General features: G+C 62.4%; 11 protein-coding genes and 1 tRNA gene. 8 read left to right on the top strand and 4 right to left on the bottom strand.

All coding sequences use genetic code 11. The annotated features are described in order from the left end of the window. Window positions 1-2 precede the first annotated feature (2 nt). A complete protein-coding gene (locus tag HX869_RS20220; protein WP_178903569.1) occupies window positions 3-1,532 on the top strand; it encodes a 3-hydroxyacyl-CoA dehydrogenase in 1,530 nt (509 codons plus the stop codon). Between the two features lie 26 nt (window positions 1,533-1,558). Beyond that, entirely contained in the window at window positions 1,559-2,791 is a 1,233-nt protein-coding gene (locus HX869_RS20215) for a CaiB/BaiF CoA-transferase family protein (protein WP_003216714.1), read from the top strand. A 42-nt stretch (window positions 2,792-2,833) separates the two neighbouring features. Here the strand turns inward: HX869_RS20215 and HX869_RS20210 are convergent, their stop codons facing one another. Next, window positions 2,834-4,216 carry a glycerophosphodiester phosphodiesterase family protein gene (locus HX869_RS20210; protein WP_178903568.1) on the bottom strand — a complete coding sequence of 461 codons (1,383 nt, stop codon included), beginning with the start codon at window positions 4,214-4,216 and terminating at the stop codon, window positions 2,834-2,836. Between the two features lie 176 nt (window positions 4,217-4,392). Between HX869_RS20210 and HX869_RS20205 the strand changes: the two genes are divergently transcribed. Beyond that, window positions 4,393-4,468, top strand: a tRNA-Asn gene (locus HX869_RS20205). Window positions 4,469-4,533: 65 nt separating this feature from the next. Here HX869_RS20205 and HX869_RS20200 read toward each other — a convergent pair. Next, window positions 4,534-4,797: an Ada metal-binding domain-containing protein gene (locus HX869_RS20200; RefSeq protein ID WP_178903567.1), complete on the bottom strand. Its 264-nt coding sequence runs from the start codon at window positions 4,795-4,797 to the stop codon at window positions 4,534-4,536. A gap of 152 nt (window positions 4,798-4,949) precedes the next feature. Between HX869_RS20200 and HX869_RS20195 the strand changes: the two genes are divergently transcribed. After that, window positions 4,950-6,995 (top strand): prolyl oligopeptidase family protein, encoded by a 2,046-nt coding sequence (locus HX869_RS20195; RefSeq protein WP_178903566.1) that lies wholly within the window; start codon window positions 4,950-4,952, stop codon window positions 6,993-6,995. Here the strand turns inward: HX869_RS20195 and mug are convergent. Together mug and HX869_RS20185 are read right to left on the bottom strand one after the other, a co-directional pair. Continuing rightward, window positions 6,982-7,497: a G/U mismatch-specific DNA glycosylase gene (mug, locus tag HX869_RS20190; RefSeq protein WP_178903565.1), complete on the bottom strand. Its 516-nt coding sequence runs from the start codon at window positions 7,495-7,497 to the stop codon at window positions 6,982-6,984. The genes HX869_RS20195 and mug overlap by 14 nt on opposite strands. Before the next feature lie 359 nt (window positions 7,498-7,856). Continuing rightward, window positions 7,857-8,243 (bottom strand): MarR family winged helix-turn-helix transcriptional regulator, encoded by a 387-nt coding sequence (locus HX869_RS20185; RefSeq protein WP_003207888.1) that lies wholly within the window; start codon window positions 8,241-8,243, stop codon window positions 7,857-7,859. 309 nt (window positions 8,244-8,552) lie between these two features. Here HX869_RS20185 and HX869_RS20180 point away from each other — a divergent pair, with 309 nt between their 5' ends. From HX869_RS20180 to yghU, 4 genes are all read left to right on the top strand, one after another. Beyond that, window positions 8,553-11,741, top strand: coding sequence for an efflux RND transporter permease subunit (locus tag HX869_RS20180; RefSeq protein WP_003207890.1), 3,189 nt, complete (start codon window positions 8,553-8,555; stop codon window positions 11,739-11,741). Window position 11,742: 1 nt separating this feature from the next. Continuing rightward, complete coding sequence (locus HX869_RS20175; protein ID WP_177020675.1) at window positions 11,743-12,924, top strand: efflux RND transporter periplasmic adaptor subunit; 1,182 nt, start codon at window positions 11,743-11,745, stop codon at window positions 12,922-12,924. Beyond that, a complete protein-coding gene (locus HX869_RS20170) occupies window positions 12,917-14,344 on the top strand; it encodes an efflux transporter outer membrane subunit (protein ID WP_178903564.1) in 1,428 nt (475 codons plus the stop codon). The genes HX869_RS20175 and HX869_RS20170 overlap by 8 nt, the downstream gene beginning before the upstream one ends. Window positions 14,345-14,477: 133 nt before the next feature. After that, window positions 14,478-15,320: a glutathione-dependent disulfide-bond oxidoreductase gene (gene yghU / locus HX869_RS20165; protein WP_008433268.1), complete on the top strand. Its 843-nt coding sequence runs from the start codon at window positions 14,478-14,480 to the stop codon at window positions 15,318-15,320. The last annotated feature ends 126 nt before the right edge of the window (window positions 15,321-15,446 follow it).

Genomic DNA, 15,446 nt, shown 5'->3' with positions numbered 1-15,446 from the left:
CAATGGCTGATTCAATCAAGATCATGGGCCTGGTAGGCACCGGCGTGATGGGCGCCGGGATTGCTCAGATTGCCGCTCAGGCGGGCGTGTTGGTGCGCTTGTTCGATGCCCGCGACGGTGCGGCGCAAACCGCTCGGGATAACCTCGGCGCCACGCTCTCGAAGCTGGCCGCCAAGGGCAAGATCACCCAGGCAGCGGTGGACGCTGCGCTTGCGAACCTGCAAGTTGCCGCCACCATTGAGGCGCTGCACGACTGCGACCTGGTGGTGGAAGCCATTGTCGAAAACCTCGACGCCAAGCGCGGCCTGTTGCAGCAGCTGGAAGGTGTGGTCAGCGCGGCGTGCATCCTCGCCACCAACACCTCGTCGCTGTCGGTCACGGCCATCGCCACCGGCTGCCAACACCCTGAGCGGGTCGCCGGGCTGCACTTTTTCAACCCGGTACCGTTGATGCGCGTCGTCGAAGTAATCGACGGCCTGGCCACCGCACCGAAGGTCGGCGATGACCTGTTGGCTTTCGTCGCCCGTACCGGCCATCGCGGCGTGCGCGCCAAGGACACTCCGGGTTTTATTGTCAACCACGCCGGCCGTGCGTACGGCACCGAAGCCTTGAAGATGCTCGATGAAGGCATTGCCGAGCGCGGCGACATCGACCGTATCCTGCGTGAAGGCGCAGGCTTTCGCATGGGGCCGCTGGAACTGCTGGACCTCACCGGGCTCGACGTTTCCCACCCGGTGATGGAGTCGATCTACAACCAGTTCTATCAGGACCCGCGCTACAAACCATCGCCCCTAACGCGCCAGATGCTGGTGGGCGGACGCTTCGGGCGCAAGAGCGGGCAGGGCTTCTACCGCTATGAAAATGGCCAGGTGGTGGACGGCCCGCAGCCGCAGCCGGTGCCTTCCATCAAGCAATTCCCGCCGGTATGGATCGCCACCGAAAACGCCGAAGACTACGAGCGCCTCAGCGCCCTGGTGATCGAGTTGGGCGCACACCTTGAAAGCGCGGCGCAGCCTTCGCCTGAAGCGTTGTGCCTGCTGGCGCCCTACGGTCTCGACGCCACCTCGGCCAGCGAGCGCTTCCACACTGACCCGGCACGCACCCTGTGCATCGACCTGCTGACCGACCTGTCGCGCCACCGCACCCTGATGCAAAACCCGCTGACGTCCACCGCCACCCGCGATGCCGCCCACGCGTTGCTCGCCAATGACGGTGTAGGTGTGACAGTGATCAGCGACAGCGTCGGCTTCGTTGCCCAGCGCACCCTGGCGATGGTGGTCAACCTGGCCTGCGACATTGCCCAGCAACGCATCGCCAGCGTCGACGACATTGACCAGGCCGTACAACTCGGCCTGGGTTATCCACAAGGCCCGCTCGCCTGGGGCGATGCCCTCGGGCCACGGCGCATCCTCACGATTTTGCAACGCATGAGCGAACTCACCCACGACCCACGTTATCGCCCCAGCCCCTGGCTGCGGCGGCGTGCGGCGCTGGGGATTTCCCTGCGTCATGAAGAGCCGGCAGTCGGCTGATTTCGATTCATCACAGGACAAGAATAATGGGTGCATTGACAGGTTTGCGGGTGCTGGACTTAAGCCGGGTATTGGCCGGGCCCTGGTGTGGCCAGGTGTTGGCCGACCTCGGCGCGGAAGTGATCAAGATCGAACGGCCACAGAGTGGCGACGATACCCGCGGCTGGGGCCCGCCGTGGATGAAGACCGACACCGGCGAGTCGTCCGGGCAGGCGTCTTATTACCAGTCCACTAACCGCGGCAAACTATCCGTGGCCATTGACCTGGCCACCAGCGAAGGCCAGGAACTGGTGCGGGCCCTGGCGGCCAGCTCCGACGTACTGATCGAAAACTACAAGGCCGGTTCCCTGGCGCGTTATGGCCTGGATTACGCGACCCTGGCCGAGATCAATCCACGGTTGGTGTACTGCTCCATCACCGGCTTCGGCCAGACCGGCCCGCGCGCCGAAGAACCCGGCTACGACTTCATCATCCAGGGCATCGGCGGCCTGATGAGCATCACCGGCGAACGCGACGACCTGCCCGGCGGCGGCCCGCAAAAAGTCGGCGTGGCGTTCTCCGACCTGATGACCGGCCTGTATTCCACCGTCGCGATCCAGGCCGCACTGCTCAGCCGCGAACGCACCGGCGTTGGCCAACACATCGACATGGCGCTGCTGGACGTACAAGTGGCAACCCTGGCCAACCAGAGCATGAACTACCTGGCCTCGGGCAAGGTGCCGCAGCGTTTCGGCAACGCCCACGCCAACATCGTGCCGTACCAGGTGTTCCGCGCCGCCGACCGCGACTTCATTATTGCCTGCGGCAACGACAGCCAGTTTGTAGCGCTGTGCCACAGCATCGGTTTGCCGCACCTGCCGGAAGACCCGCGCTTTCGGCGCAATGCCGATCGGGTTGCACATCGGGCGGAGATTGTCGAACTGTTGTCGGCGCACTTCCTGGGGCGCACGGCGGACGAGTGGGTGGCGAGTATTCACGCCTCGAAAGTACCGGTGGGGGCGATCAACAACATCGCGCAATCCCTGGAAGAGCCGCAGGTGATTGCCCGTGGGTTGATGGTGAAGATCCCGCACCCCAGGAATCCGCAGTTCGAGATGGTCGGCAGCCCGATCAAGATGTCAGGCACGCCGGTAGAGTATGTAAGGCCCGCGCCGATGTTGGGGCAGCATACCGATGAGGTACTGGGCGAGCGCCTCGGGTTGTCGGCAGAGCAGTTGGGGCAGCTCAAGGCAGGAGGGGTGATTGAGCAACTTGACTGAAGGATGGCGGCCCATAAGGCCGCCATCTTTGCGCACGACTTTTTAGCGCACGACTTCTTTAAGGTAGGCAGTTCGGGCCGCAACGGCAGTCGGCGTGAAATCCGTAAACACACCGTCAACACCGGCGCGGAAAAAGGCCATGTATTCCGCCGCCGGGTTGCCCTTGTAGGCACCTGCCAGGTATTTGGCTTCGTTGCGGAAGGTGAAAATATGCACGAACAGGCCGGCCTTGTGCGCATCGCTGATCAGGCTGGTGGGCTTGAAGGTATCGACCTCGGGCAAGCCGGGGTTTTGCGCTGAAGCGGCGGTCAGCGACATCGCTTGCGGCTTCCATGGCCCGATGCCGTCGGCGTAGGTCTTGACCTCGGCCAGCCCGGCCGGGGTCAGCATCGCACCAAAGGCGCGTGGGTCGCCGGCGACGGTCCAGCTGTAGGGGCGGCCGCTGACGAAGGTGTTGGGTTTGTCGGTGATGAAAATGGTCTCGCCGGTCTTGAAGTTCACCCCGTTCCCATCCACCAGTTGAACCGCCCTGGTTTGCAGGCCGATGGAGCGCAGGTATTTCAGGCTGTTCGGGTCGAAGCTCTGCACGAACACCGGCGCATCTTTGCGATTGAGGTTGTTGTCTTCAAGGGTCTTGAGAAACGCCGCTTCGAACGGATGACTGCCCGGCGCGCCGCAGCCGTTGGCGATGGCCTGGGCATTGTTCCAGATCGGGTTCTTGCTTTCCGGGTAGGTGGTAATCACGCGGCCCGTGGCGGCGCTTTTGGCTTTCGCGATGTCGATCACTTCCTGGAAACTCAGGATCGGCAGCTTGCCGTTGAGTTCGGTCGGGCGCTCGTCGCGGGCGTCGTACGTCGTGCCGCCGATCCATTGCTTGAGTTCGGCCAGGGTGAAATCGCTGATTGACCAGTCGTTGGTATGGTCTTCGCCATCCACGATCAAGGACTTCAACACGGATTTTGGATCGTTGGGGTCAGTCAGATCACTCAGGTACTGGGCCGGGCCATTTTCTGCAGTGGCCGGATACCTGACGTTAACCAGTACACCCGGCACCGTGCGCTTGCGGCGTGCAACTTCGGGATTGGTCTTCGCGACGTCGCTGATGTTGGTGTTGTCGCTCAACCAGGGATTGTGCCGGGCCACCAATACACAGTCCTTGGTCATGTGCAGGTCCAGCTCCAGCGAATCTGCACCAGCGTCGGCTGCATGCTCGTAGGAGGCCCGGGTTTCTTCCGGGTACAGTCCTGGCAGGCCGCGATGGCCGATAACCAGCGGCGGTGCACCGTCCAGGGTTTTGAACGAAGCAGGCGCGACAGGCGCGGTCCTGGTCACACTGTCACACGCGCTCACCGTCAGGCTGCATCCGATAACGATAAAACGGGCAAGCAGGGTTTTTACCGCTGGCGGGCCTGAGCGAGTGTGCATGTGTCGTCCTTCAAGAAGAGGGTAGGGGCGGGGTATCTGCGGATGTTGGCGTTGACGTATGACAGCGTCGTGACAGGAAGTGGCGTGGTGATTTTCCAGCGCGGCGCACCTGGGGTGAAGCAAAAATCTCACTGAATGCTTGACTTCTCCTTTTCAATCAGTAACATACGGCGCATTCCGCGATAGCTCAGTTGGTAGAGCAAATGACTGTTAATCATTGGGTCCCTGGTTCGAGTCCAGGTCGTGGAGCCAGATAGTAAAAAAGCCTGCAGCGATGCAGGCTTTTTTTTGCCTGGAATTTGTCCCGGACACTCGATTCAGGCGTGCCCTCGAAACAGACGATATTCGGCAGGCATGCACACCGCACAAGGACGAAATCCCGCGGCGACAGCCGTCGCTTCATCGAGAAAAAACACGCGATTTTTCACGTAGCCGCCACGCGCAATGGCTCGCAGCGCCGCACGACAGTCGAGCTTTCCATAGCGCTTGCCGCCTCGGTGGCCGCCCAGCGTTCCCGGCTCGGGGCTTGGGAAGGGGCTTGCGTCTGCGCCCATCAGCATCCACATGTTTTTGTCAGTCATCGCCTGTCCTCCTGCCGCACCAGCCTGCGGTACGTCCGCCATGTATCGCCGATCAGATCGGCTGGCACACCCGGTTTCTTGCTTTTTTTATCACTCAAAAAGGCTCAAAGTCGGGCACGCTATCCATTTCTGCTTTTCGACAGGATTCGAACATGTCAAAACTTCCCGAAACGTCCAACGATCCCTACCAATGGCTTGAAGACGTCGACGGCACGCGTTCACTGGACTGGGTACGCGCCCAGAACCTCAGGACCGAAGACCGGCTCGCCCGCTCCGACAGCTTCAAGCAGATCAAGGCCGATGTGCTGGAGATACTGGACTCGGACAGCAACATCCCCTACGTCGATAAGGTCGGCGCCTATTACTACAACTTCTGGATGGACGCCGCCCACCCGCGGGGCCTGTGGCGTCGCACCACGCTGGCGGAGTACCGCAAGCCTCAACCTGCCTGGGAAACGTTGCTGGACCTTGACGCACTGAACGCCGCCGAGGGCGAAAACTGGGTGTGGCACGGTGCTGATTTCTTGCGCCCGGACTACCAGCGCTGCCTGCTGGCGCTGTCCCGTGGCGGCGCCGATGCGAATGTCACCCGCGAGTTTGATCTGGCCAGCAAGACCTGGGTCGAAGACGGCTTCCAGTTGCCCGAGTCCAAGGGCGGCCTGGGCTGGATCGACCGTGACAACGTCTATGTCTATACCGATTTTGGTGAAGGGTCGATGACCCGTTCCGGTTACCCGCGCATCGTCAAGCAGTGGCAGCGCGGTACGCCGTTGAGTGCCGCCAGTCTTGTCTATGAAGGCGCGCTGGATGATATGTACATCGCGGCGATGCACGACGACACGCCCGGCTACGAGCGTGACTTTGTCAGCCGCACGCTGGCGTTCTACAACAACGAGCTGTACCTGCGGTGCAGCGACAACCAGTTAAGCAAAATCGACGCGCCGAACTCGGCGGAAAAGTCGGTGTACAAAGACTGGCTGCTGCTGGAACTGCGGGAGGACTGGACGCTTGATGAAGTGTTTGTGGCCGGCTCGTTGCTGGCGATCCGGTTTGATCGCTTCATGGCAGGCCAGCGGGATTTCGAGGTGCTGTTCACCCCTACGGACAGCACCTCGCTGGCAGGGTTTTTCTGGACGTTGAATCACCTGGTGCTGAACGTACTGGATCACGTCAAGAACCGCCTCAGCGTCCTCACTCCCGGCGCGAACGGCTGGCAGCACAGCCCGTTCACCGGGGCGCCGAGCATGGGGACGGTGGGTGCCAGCGCAGTGGACAGCGACGACAGTGATGCCGTCTGGCTGGTGACCACTGACTACCTGACGCCGACCACCTTGTCGCTGGCCGAGATCGGTCATCCGCCCGAGGTACTGAAAACCCTGCCGGCCTTTTTCGATTCCAGCCAGCACGTGATCGAGCAGCACTTTGCGGTCTCCAGGGACGGCACTCGTGTGCCGTATTTCCTGGTGCTCGGCAAAGACCTGCCGCGCAACGGCACGGCGCCGACCTTGCTCTATGGTTACGGCGGCTTTGAATACTCCCTGACCCCGTATTACTCCGGTAAGGCAGGCCGCGCCTGGCTCTCGAAGGGCGGGGTGTACGTGGTTGCCAACATTCGCGGTGGCGGTGAATACGGCCCGCGCTGGCACCAGGCCGCACTCAAGCAGAACCGTCCGCGTGCCTACGAAGATTTTGCCGCAGTGGCCCGTGACCTGATCGACCGCGGGATTACTTCGCCCCGACATCTGGGCGCGGAGGGTGGCAGCAACGGTGGTCTGTTGGTCGGCAATATGCTTACTCAATACCCGGAACTGTTCGGTGCAATCGTCTCCCAGGTGCCCTTGCTCGACATGCAGCGCTATCACCTCCTGTTGGCCGGGGCGTCGTGGATGGGGGAATACGGCAACCCGGACGTACCTGAAGAGTGGGCGTACATCCAGACATTTTCTCCATACCACCTGTTCGATCCGGCGAAGGCCTACCCACCGGTGTTTTTCCTGACCTCGACCCGCGATGACCGGGTGCATCCAGCCCACGCCCGCAAGCTGGCGGCGAAGATGATCGAGGCCGGCAAGGACGTGACGTACTACGAAAATATCGAAGGTGGGCACGGCGGGGCGGCAGACAATGCACAGGCTGCGCATATGAGTGCGCTGGTCTACAGCTTTTTGTGGGAGAAGTTGAGTTCTAATCGGGACTGAGTGTTGCCAGCCTTAATTGCTGGTACGCCTGCACCAATTGGTCGAGCGTAAACCCAAGGTTCCTGCCGCTGGGATTGGGCAGAACCCACACCGCCGCACACCCCAGGGTGTGCGGTTGAAGCCCCCAGGCAATCTGCTTCTGCCCGCTCAACGCGCTATAGGCGGCCTTTCCCAGAAACGCCACATACCGTGGCGCATAACGTGCGATCTTGCGTTCAAAACCCGCCGCCGCCGCCCTGAATTCATCCGCCGACAACTGGTCCGCCCGGGCCGTAGGCCGCTCCACCACCGTGGTCAGCCCGCATTGGTATTGCAGGATCGTGCGGTCGTTCTCCGGCTGCACTTCATGGGGCGTAAACCCGGCCAGGTGCAGCGTGCGCCAGAACCGATTGCTCCTGCCCATGAAGTGATGGCCGGTGGCAGCGGCCTTCAGGCCCGGGTTTATCCCGCAGAAAATCACGGCCAGGTCTTTGGTCAGAATGTCTTCGAGTGTTTCGTTCATGCTGAGTCTCAGGCAAGTGTCTTTCACGACGTTGGGAAAAACACAGGGGCGGTCTGGCGTATCGTTAGTCGGAATACCCTGTGAACCTGTTCAGGCTATCTTTACAGCGGCCATCGTGGTTAACGGGGCCCGCAGATCAACAGCAGAGCTGCTTTATGTGGGAGCGGGCTTGCTCGCGAAAAACCCGAGAGCGCCGCGTTGAATCAGGATGCCAGCGTCATCGTTGACGACCTTCGCGAGCAAGCCCGCTCCCACATTTGACTGTGCCCGCTCTTGATTTTGATCTTGGGCGGCCCGCGGAGTAATGCCGGCAAGAGCGGAACCAATATCAGCCATTACCTAAATAACGGATATGCCCCCTAACCCAACAACGCCCGAGCAAACTCATCAGACGCAATAAAGTCCATGGCCTTACGCAACTCGCAAGCCGCCTCAGCCCCAAACACCTCATCAAACCGCACCGCCATCTGCCTGGACACCACCCGCGCCTCTTCGTATTTACGCTGCCCCGCGTCGGTCAACAGCACCCGCCGGCTGCGACGGTCCAACTCATCCACCCGCAACACCACAAGCCCATCCCGCACCAGCGGCTTGAGCGTATGCCCCAGGGCCGACAAATCCATCACCAACGACTGCGCCAGGTCGCGCATCTTCGGAGCGTCGCCATTGGCGATGTGGTTCATCAGCGAATACTGGGTGGCCTTCAAACCAAACGGCGCAAACGCCTCGTCATAGATCTGCGCCATACGACGGGACGCGCGCCGCACGGCTCCGTTGGAACAGGTGCTCGGGCTATTCAGGACAGGCGGTGCGCATTTCACAGGCTGATCACTCGCTACAGATCAAGGGTTAACCGAACGTTAATCCGGCAAGATGAATATTGACACATGCTGCAACAAATTAGTTGCGTATGCCACTAAACGCTATATCGTGGCATATGCCTCTATTTTGACCGGATGTCAGTGCAGTTGGCCCGGAACACAGACGGGCGGGGCAGGAGGGAAGCGCTGTTCGGTACCTCCTTCAGTCATCAACTTCCTGTCTGGATCACATCTATGCTCAACCTCGTGCGCATCGCATTGCGGCGCCCCTATACCTTCCTGGTATTGGCTATTTTCATTCTGATTGTGGGCCCGCTCGCGGCCTGGCGTACACCGACCGACATCTTCCCCGAAATTCGCATCCCCGTGATTGCCGTGATCTGGCAGTACACCGGCTTGCCGCCCGACCAGATGGCCGGCCGCATCACCTCGCCGTTCGAGCGGGTGCTGACCACCACGGTCAACGACATCCGCCATATCGAGGCGCAATCGCTGAACGGCTACGGAATCGTCAAGGTGTTCTTCCAGCCGGGAGTCAACATCAGTACGGCCAACGCGCAGATGACTTCGGTGTCCCAGGCCATCCTGCGTCAACTGCCGCCGGGCACCACGCCGCCGCTGATCCTCAACTACAGCGCCTCGACAGTGCCGATCGTGCAGTTGGCGTTGTCCGGCAAAGGCCTCAGCGAACAGAAACTCGGTGACCTGGGCCTCAACACCGTGCGCCTGATGCTGACCACGGTGCCCGGTGCCGCACTGCCATACCCGTTCGGCGGCAAGACCCGCCAGGTGCAGATCGACCTCGACTCCGCACGCATGCAGGCCCGTGGTCTCTCGGCGCAGGACGTGGCCACTGCCCTGGCCACGCAGAACCTGATCACCCCGGTGGGCACGCAAAAGATCGGCAGCTACGAGTTCAACCTGCAACTGAACAACTCGCCGACGGACTTCCACGACCTGGAAAACCTGCCGATCAAGACCGCCGACGGCACCACGGTGTTGATTCGTGACGTGGCCACGGTGCGTGACGGCAACCCGCCGCAGACCAACATCGTGCACGTCAACGGCAACCGCTCCGTGCTGCTGCCGGTGCTCAAGACCGGTTCGGCGTCGACCCTCGGGGTGATCGCCGGGATCAAGGACAAACTGGCCGACAACAAAGGCGCCTTGCCGCCCAACCTGAATATCGACCTGATCGGCGACCAGTCGCTGTTCGTGCGCTCGGCCATCAGCGGCGTCGCCCGGGAAGGGATCATAGCGGCCGCGTTGACCAGCCTGATGATCCTGTTGTTCCTCGGTAGTTGGCGCTCCACGGTGATCATCGCCACGTCGATCCCATTGGCCATCCTGTCGTCGATTGCGACACTGTCGGCGCTCGGCGAAACCCTCAACATCATGACCCTCGGCGGCCTGGCATTGGCGGTGGGGATCCTGGTGGATGACGCTACGGTGACCATCGAAAACATCAACTGGCACCTGGAGCAGGGCAAGCCGGTGGAGACGGCGATCCTCGACGGCGCGGCGCAGATCGTCACGCCGGCGTTCGTGTCGCTGCTGTGTATCTGCATCGTGTTTGTGCCGATGTTTTTCCTGGAAGGCGTGGCGCGCTTCCTGTTTGTGCCGATGGCCGAAGCGGTGATCTTCGCGATGATCGCCTCGTTCATCCTCTCGCGAACCCTGGTGCCGACCCTCGCCAATTACCTGCTCAAGCCTCACGAACATCATGCGGACGGTACGCCGGTGGTGGTGCCGTCGAGCAACCCGCTGGTGAAATTCCAGCGCGGGTTCGAGCGCCAGTTCGAGGCGTTTCGCGGGGTTTACCACGGGGCATTGGAGAGTGCCTTGCACCACCGTCGTATCGCGGTGATCGCGATGCTGGCGTTCGTCGCCGTGTCGTTTGCGCTGGTGCCATTCCTGGGTCGCAACTTCTTCCCCGACGTCGACTCCGGGCAGATCCTGTTGCATGTGCGTGCACCGATCGGCACGCGGGTCGAGAGCAATGCGCGGCTGGTCTCGCAGATCGAGAACACCATTCATAACGTGATCGAGCCCCGGGAGCTGGCGGCCATCGTCGACAATATCGGCCTGGCCATCAGCGGGATCAACGTGGCCTACAACAACACCGGCACCGTGGGTTCACAGGACAGCGACATCCAGATCAGCCTGAAAGAGGGCCATCGTCCCACCGCCGAATACATGCGCGAACTGCGGGAGCGGCTGCCCCGTGAATTCCCGAATGCGGTGTTCTCGTTCCCGGCTTCGGACATCGTCGGGCAGATCCTCAACTTCGGTTCTTCGGCGCCGGTGGATGTGCAAGTCAGCGGGAATAACCTGCCCGCCAACTTCACCTACGCCAGCACGTTGCTGCGGGAAATCCGGCGGGTGCCGGGTGTGGTGGATGCGCGTATCCAGCAGTCGCGGCAACTGCCCACGTTCAAGATCGATGTGGACCGTACCCAGGCCCAACTGGTGGGCCTGAACGAGCGCGATGTGACCAACAGCCTGGTGGTCAACCTGGCGGGTTCCAGCCAGGTGGCGCCGACGTTCTGGCTCAACCCGGCCAACGGCGTGTCTTATCCGATTGTGATGCAAACCCCGCAGTACGGCCTCGACACCCTGGCCGCCCTGCATAACCTGCCGTTGAGCGGCAGCCCCGGTTCGGCGCAAGACCAGACCCTCGGCGGCCTGGCGTCCATCGAACGCAGCCACGCGAACTCGGTGGTGACCCAGTCGGACATCCAGCCGGTGGTCGAGGTGTTGACCGCAATTCAGGGCCGCGACCTCGGTGCCGTTGCCGCCGACATCCAGAAGATCATCGCCGCCCACGCCAGCGAAGTGCCCACCGGCTCCAAGGTGCTGTTGCAGGGTCAGGTGCAAACCATGAACGCGGCCTTCAGTGGCTTGCTGTTTGGCCTGCTTGGCGCGGTGGTGCTGATCTACCTGCTGATCGTGGTCAACTTCCAGTCCTGGGCTGACCCGTTCGTGATCATCACCGCCTTGCCGGCGGCGCTCGCGGGCATCGTGTGGATGCTGTTCATCACCCACACGCCGCTGTCGGTACCGGCGCTGACCGGGGCGATCATGTGCATGGGCGTGGCCACCGCCAACGCCATCCTCGTGGTGAGCTTCTGCCGCGAACGCCTGGCCGTGCACGGGGATGCGGTGCAGGCGGCGCTTGAAGCCGGCTTTACCCGTCTGCGCCCGGTATTGATGACCGCGATTTCGATGATCATCGGCATGGCGCCGATGGCGCTGAGCCTGGGGGAGGGCGGCGAACAGAACGCCCCGCTGGGCCGTGCGGTCATCGGCGGGCTGGCCTTCGCCACCATTGCCACGTTGTTCCTGGTTCCGCTGATTTTCAGTCTTGTGCACGGGCGGCGTCAGCACGCCACGCTTGCGACCACCGCCACTCAAGGGGTTTGACATGTCTGCTTCCGTTTCCAATCCGGGTTCGCCCCGCCGTAAATCCCGTGGTCTGCTCTGGCTGGTGCTGGGGCTGGTGGTCCTGGTTGCCGTGGTGGTATTCGGCATTGGCGTGCGCGCCAGCGAATCCCATGACCTGAAAACCTGGACCGATGCCCAGGCGTTGCCTAGCGTGATCCTGATCACCCCAAGCGTGCAGCCCCAAGGGCCGATCCTGAACCTGCCGGGGCGTCTTGAGGCGTACTCCCGGGCGTCGATCTTTGCCCGGGTCAATGGCTACCTCAAGACCTGGAACGTCGACATCGGCGACCACGTGAAGGCCGGGCAACTGCTGGCCGAAATCGACACGCCGGAGCTCGATCAGCAACTGCTGCAAGCCAAGGCCGTGCTGGCTTCGGCCCAGGCCGACGAGTCGCTGGCACAGACCACCGCCAAGCGCTGGCAGGCAATGCTTTCGTCGGACTCGGTGTCGCGCCAGGACGTGGATGAGCGCACCGGCGACCTGACTGCCAAGCAGGCCAAAGTGGTCGCGGCCAGGGCCAACGTCGACCAGTTGGTTGCCACCAAGGGCTTCCAGCGCTTGACTGCGCCGTTCGCCGGCGTGGTCACTGCACGCTCCACCGATGTGGGGGCGTTGATCAGTGCCGGTGGTGCCACTGGCAAAGAGCTGTTCGCGGTCTCTGACGTCAGCCGCCTGCGGGTGTATGTGCAGGTGCCGCAGTCGTCGGCGCCGCAGATCCAGGTGGGCACCGTGGCGCGTCTGAGCGTGCCGGAGTATCGCGGTGAAACCTTCAACGCCAAGGTGATCGCCACTGCCGATGCGGTGAACGCCGCGTCCGGCAGCACCCTGGTGCAACTGTTGGTGGACAACCCCGGCAGCCGCCTGCTGCCGGGCGGCTACACCAGCGTGCAGTTCACCTTGCCGGTGCAGACCGACGTGCTGCGCCTGCCTGCCAGCGCCCTGGTGTTCGATGACAAGGGCATGCGCGTGGCCACCCTCGACGCGAATAATCATGTGCACTTCAAGACCGTGACCATCGCCCGGGACTTCGGTGACAGCGTGGAAATCGGCAGCGGCCTGGTCGCCACCGACCGCGTGATCGACACCCCGCCCGACGGCCTGGCCGACGACGATTCGGTGCAACTGGCCGCCAATCCCGTGGAGGCCAAACCCCATGGCTAAGCGCACTTGCCTGGTATTGGTCGCGACCCTGGGCCTGGGCGCCTGCCATCTTGCGCCGCCGCTGGAGGTGCCGGAGGTGCCCATTGCCGCGCAGTTCCATACCCAGGGACCGTGGACCGTCGGCACGCCGAACGACCAAGCAAGTCGCGACGGTTGGTGGCACATCTACAAGGACCCGCAACTGGATGCGATGGAGCAGCAGTTGCTGCAAAGCAACCCGGACTTGAGCGCGGCACTGGCTCACTATTCCCAGGCCCAGGCGTTTTTGGCCCAGGCGCAATCCGGGCTGTTTCCAAAGCTGATCGGTTCCAGCAATGCCCAGCGCATTCGCCAGTCGGACACCCGCCCACTGCGCTCGGCCAGCCCGCCGAATGTTTACGATTCCGGGACAGTGGGGGTAGAGCTGGACTATGAAGTCGACCTCTGGGGCCGTGTGCGCGACACCGTTGCCGCCGGCACCAGCGACGCCCAGGCCGCCAAGGCCGACCTGGCCTCAGTGCGTCTGAGCTTGCAGGCGCAATTGGCCGACAGCTACATCCGCCTGCGTGGTATCGACCGGCAAGACCAGTTGCTGCAGGAAACCAGCGATGCCTATGCCAAGGCTTTGAGCCTGACCGAAGGCTTGCACGGCGGCGGTATCGTCTCTGGGCTGGACGTGGCGCGGGCGCGTACCCAACTGTCGACGGTCAAGTCGCAGCTGAGCCAGAATTTGGTGCAGCGTGCAGTGCTTGAACACTCGATAGCGGCGATGCTGGGTGAGTCCGCATCGACCTACACGATTGCCCCCAGCGTCGCGGATATCGCCTTGCCCGGCGTGCCCACCGGTGTACCGTCTACGCTGTTGCAGCGTCGGCCGGACATCGCCGCTGCCGAGCGCCGGATTGCCTCGGCCAATGCACGCATAGGGGTGGCGAAAGCCGCCTGGTTCCCGGCCCTTACCCTGAGTGCCCAGGGTGGTTTCCAGAGTGATGAGTTCGCGCACTTGTTGAGCGCGCCCAACATTTTCTGGGCGATTGGCCCGTCGCTGGTGGGGACGATTTTTGACGGCGGCGCGCGCCAGGCCGGGGTGGACAGTGCCAAGGCGGCAACCGATGAAGCCGCAGCCAAGTATCGTGGTGTAGTGTTGACCGCGTTCGAGCAGGTGGAGAACAACCTGTCGATCATCTCCGGGCTCGACACCGCCCTAGTTGACCAGCGCGATGCCGCGGCAGCCGCGCAGTACGCCGAGGACTTGTCCCTGGCACGCTATCGCCAGGGTGGCGCGGCGTACCTGGACGTGGTGACGGCGCAGGTAGCGTCGTTGCAGGCACAGCGCACGGTGCTGGATCTGCAGACTCAACAGTTAAGCGCCAACGTAGGGCTGATCAAGGCATTGGGTGGCGGCTGGAATATGGCCCAACTGGCCCAAAAGAACCTGTAGGAGCGAGCGTGCTCGCGAAGGTCGTCGACCACACCGCGGGCATCCTGAAAGAACACGGCGCCCTCGAGTTTTTCGCGAGCAAGCTCGCTCCTGCCGTTAGTTGTTGTGAACATTGAATCCAAGGAGTAGTGGCATGACTGATTACGTACCGCCAAAAGTCTGGACCTGGAAGACCCAAAACGGCGGCACCTTCGCCAGCATCAACCGGCCCATTGCCGGTGCGACCCACGACAAGGAATTGCCGGTAGGCCGTCATCCGTTGCAGCTGTATTCGTTGGCAACGCCCAATGGCCAGAAGGTCACGATCCTGCTGGAAGAGCTGCTGGCCCTGGGTCACAAGGGTGCGGAATACGATGCGTGGTTGATCAGGATCGGTGACGGCGACCAGTTCGGCAGCGGCTTCGTCGGCGTGAACCCGAACTCGAAGATTCCCGCGCTGCTGGACCGCAGCGGGCCCAAGCCGATTCGGGTGTTCGAGTCGGGTGCGATCCTGCAGTACCTGGCCGAGAAGTTCGGCGCGTTCCTGCCCACCGAACCGGCGGCCCGTGCCGAATGCCTGTCGTGGTTGTTCTGGCAGATGGGCAGCGCGCCGTACCTGGGCGGTGGTTTCGGGCATTTCTATGCCTACGCGCCGACCAAGATCGAATACGCCATCGACCGCTTCGCCATGGAAACCAAGCGCCAACTGGACGTACTGGACAAGCAATTGGCCGAGCACGAATACATCGCCGGGGATGAGTACACCATCGCCGACATGGCGATCTGGCCGTGGTACGGCGGCCTGGTGAAAGGCCGCTTGTATGAGGCGGGAGAGTTTCTCTCGGTGCAGGATTACAAGCACGTCGTGCGCTGGGCCAATGCCATCGAAGCGCGGCCGGCGGTGCAGCGTGGGCGCCGGGTCAACCGTGTGTCGGGCGAGCCGTCAGAGCAACTGCGCGAGCGGCATGAGGCGTCGGACCTCGACCTGCACCGTTGATAGAGCTGGCAACCCACACCTTGTGGCGAGGGGGCTTGTCCCCCGTTGGGCTGCGCAGCAGCCCTGAAAATTCACCGCGTTTTTTCAGGAAAATTCGGTGAGCTTATTGGGGCTGCTGCGCAGCCC

Origin of the sequence: Pseudomonas sp. P7779 (assembly GCF_013386315.1) — a bacterium.
GTDB lineage: Bacteria > Pseudomonadota > Gammaproteobacteria > Pseudomonadales > Pseudomonadaceae > Aquipseudomonas.
Note: the sequence above shows the minus strand (reverse complement) of the source record. Positions and strands in the feature narration are given on the sequence as shown.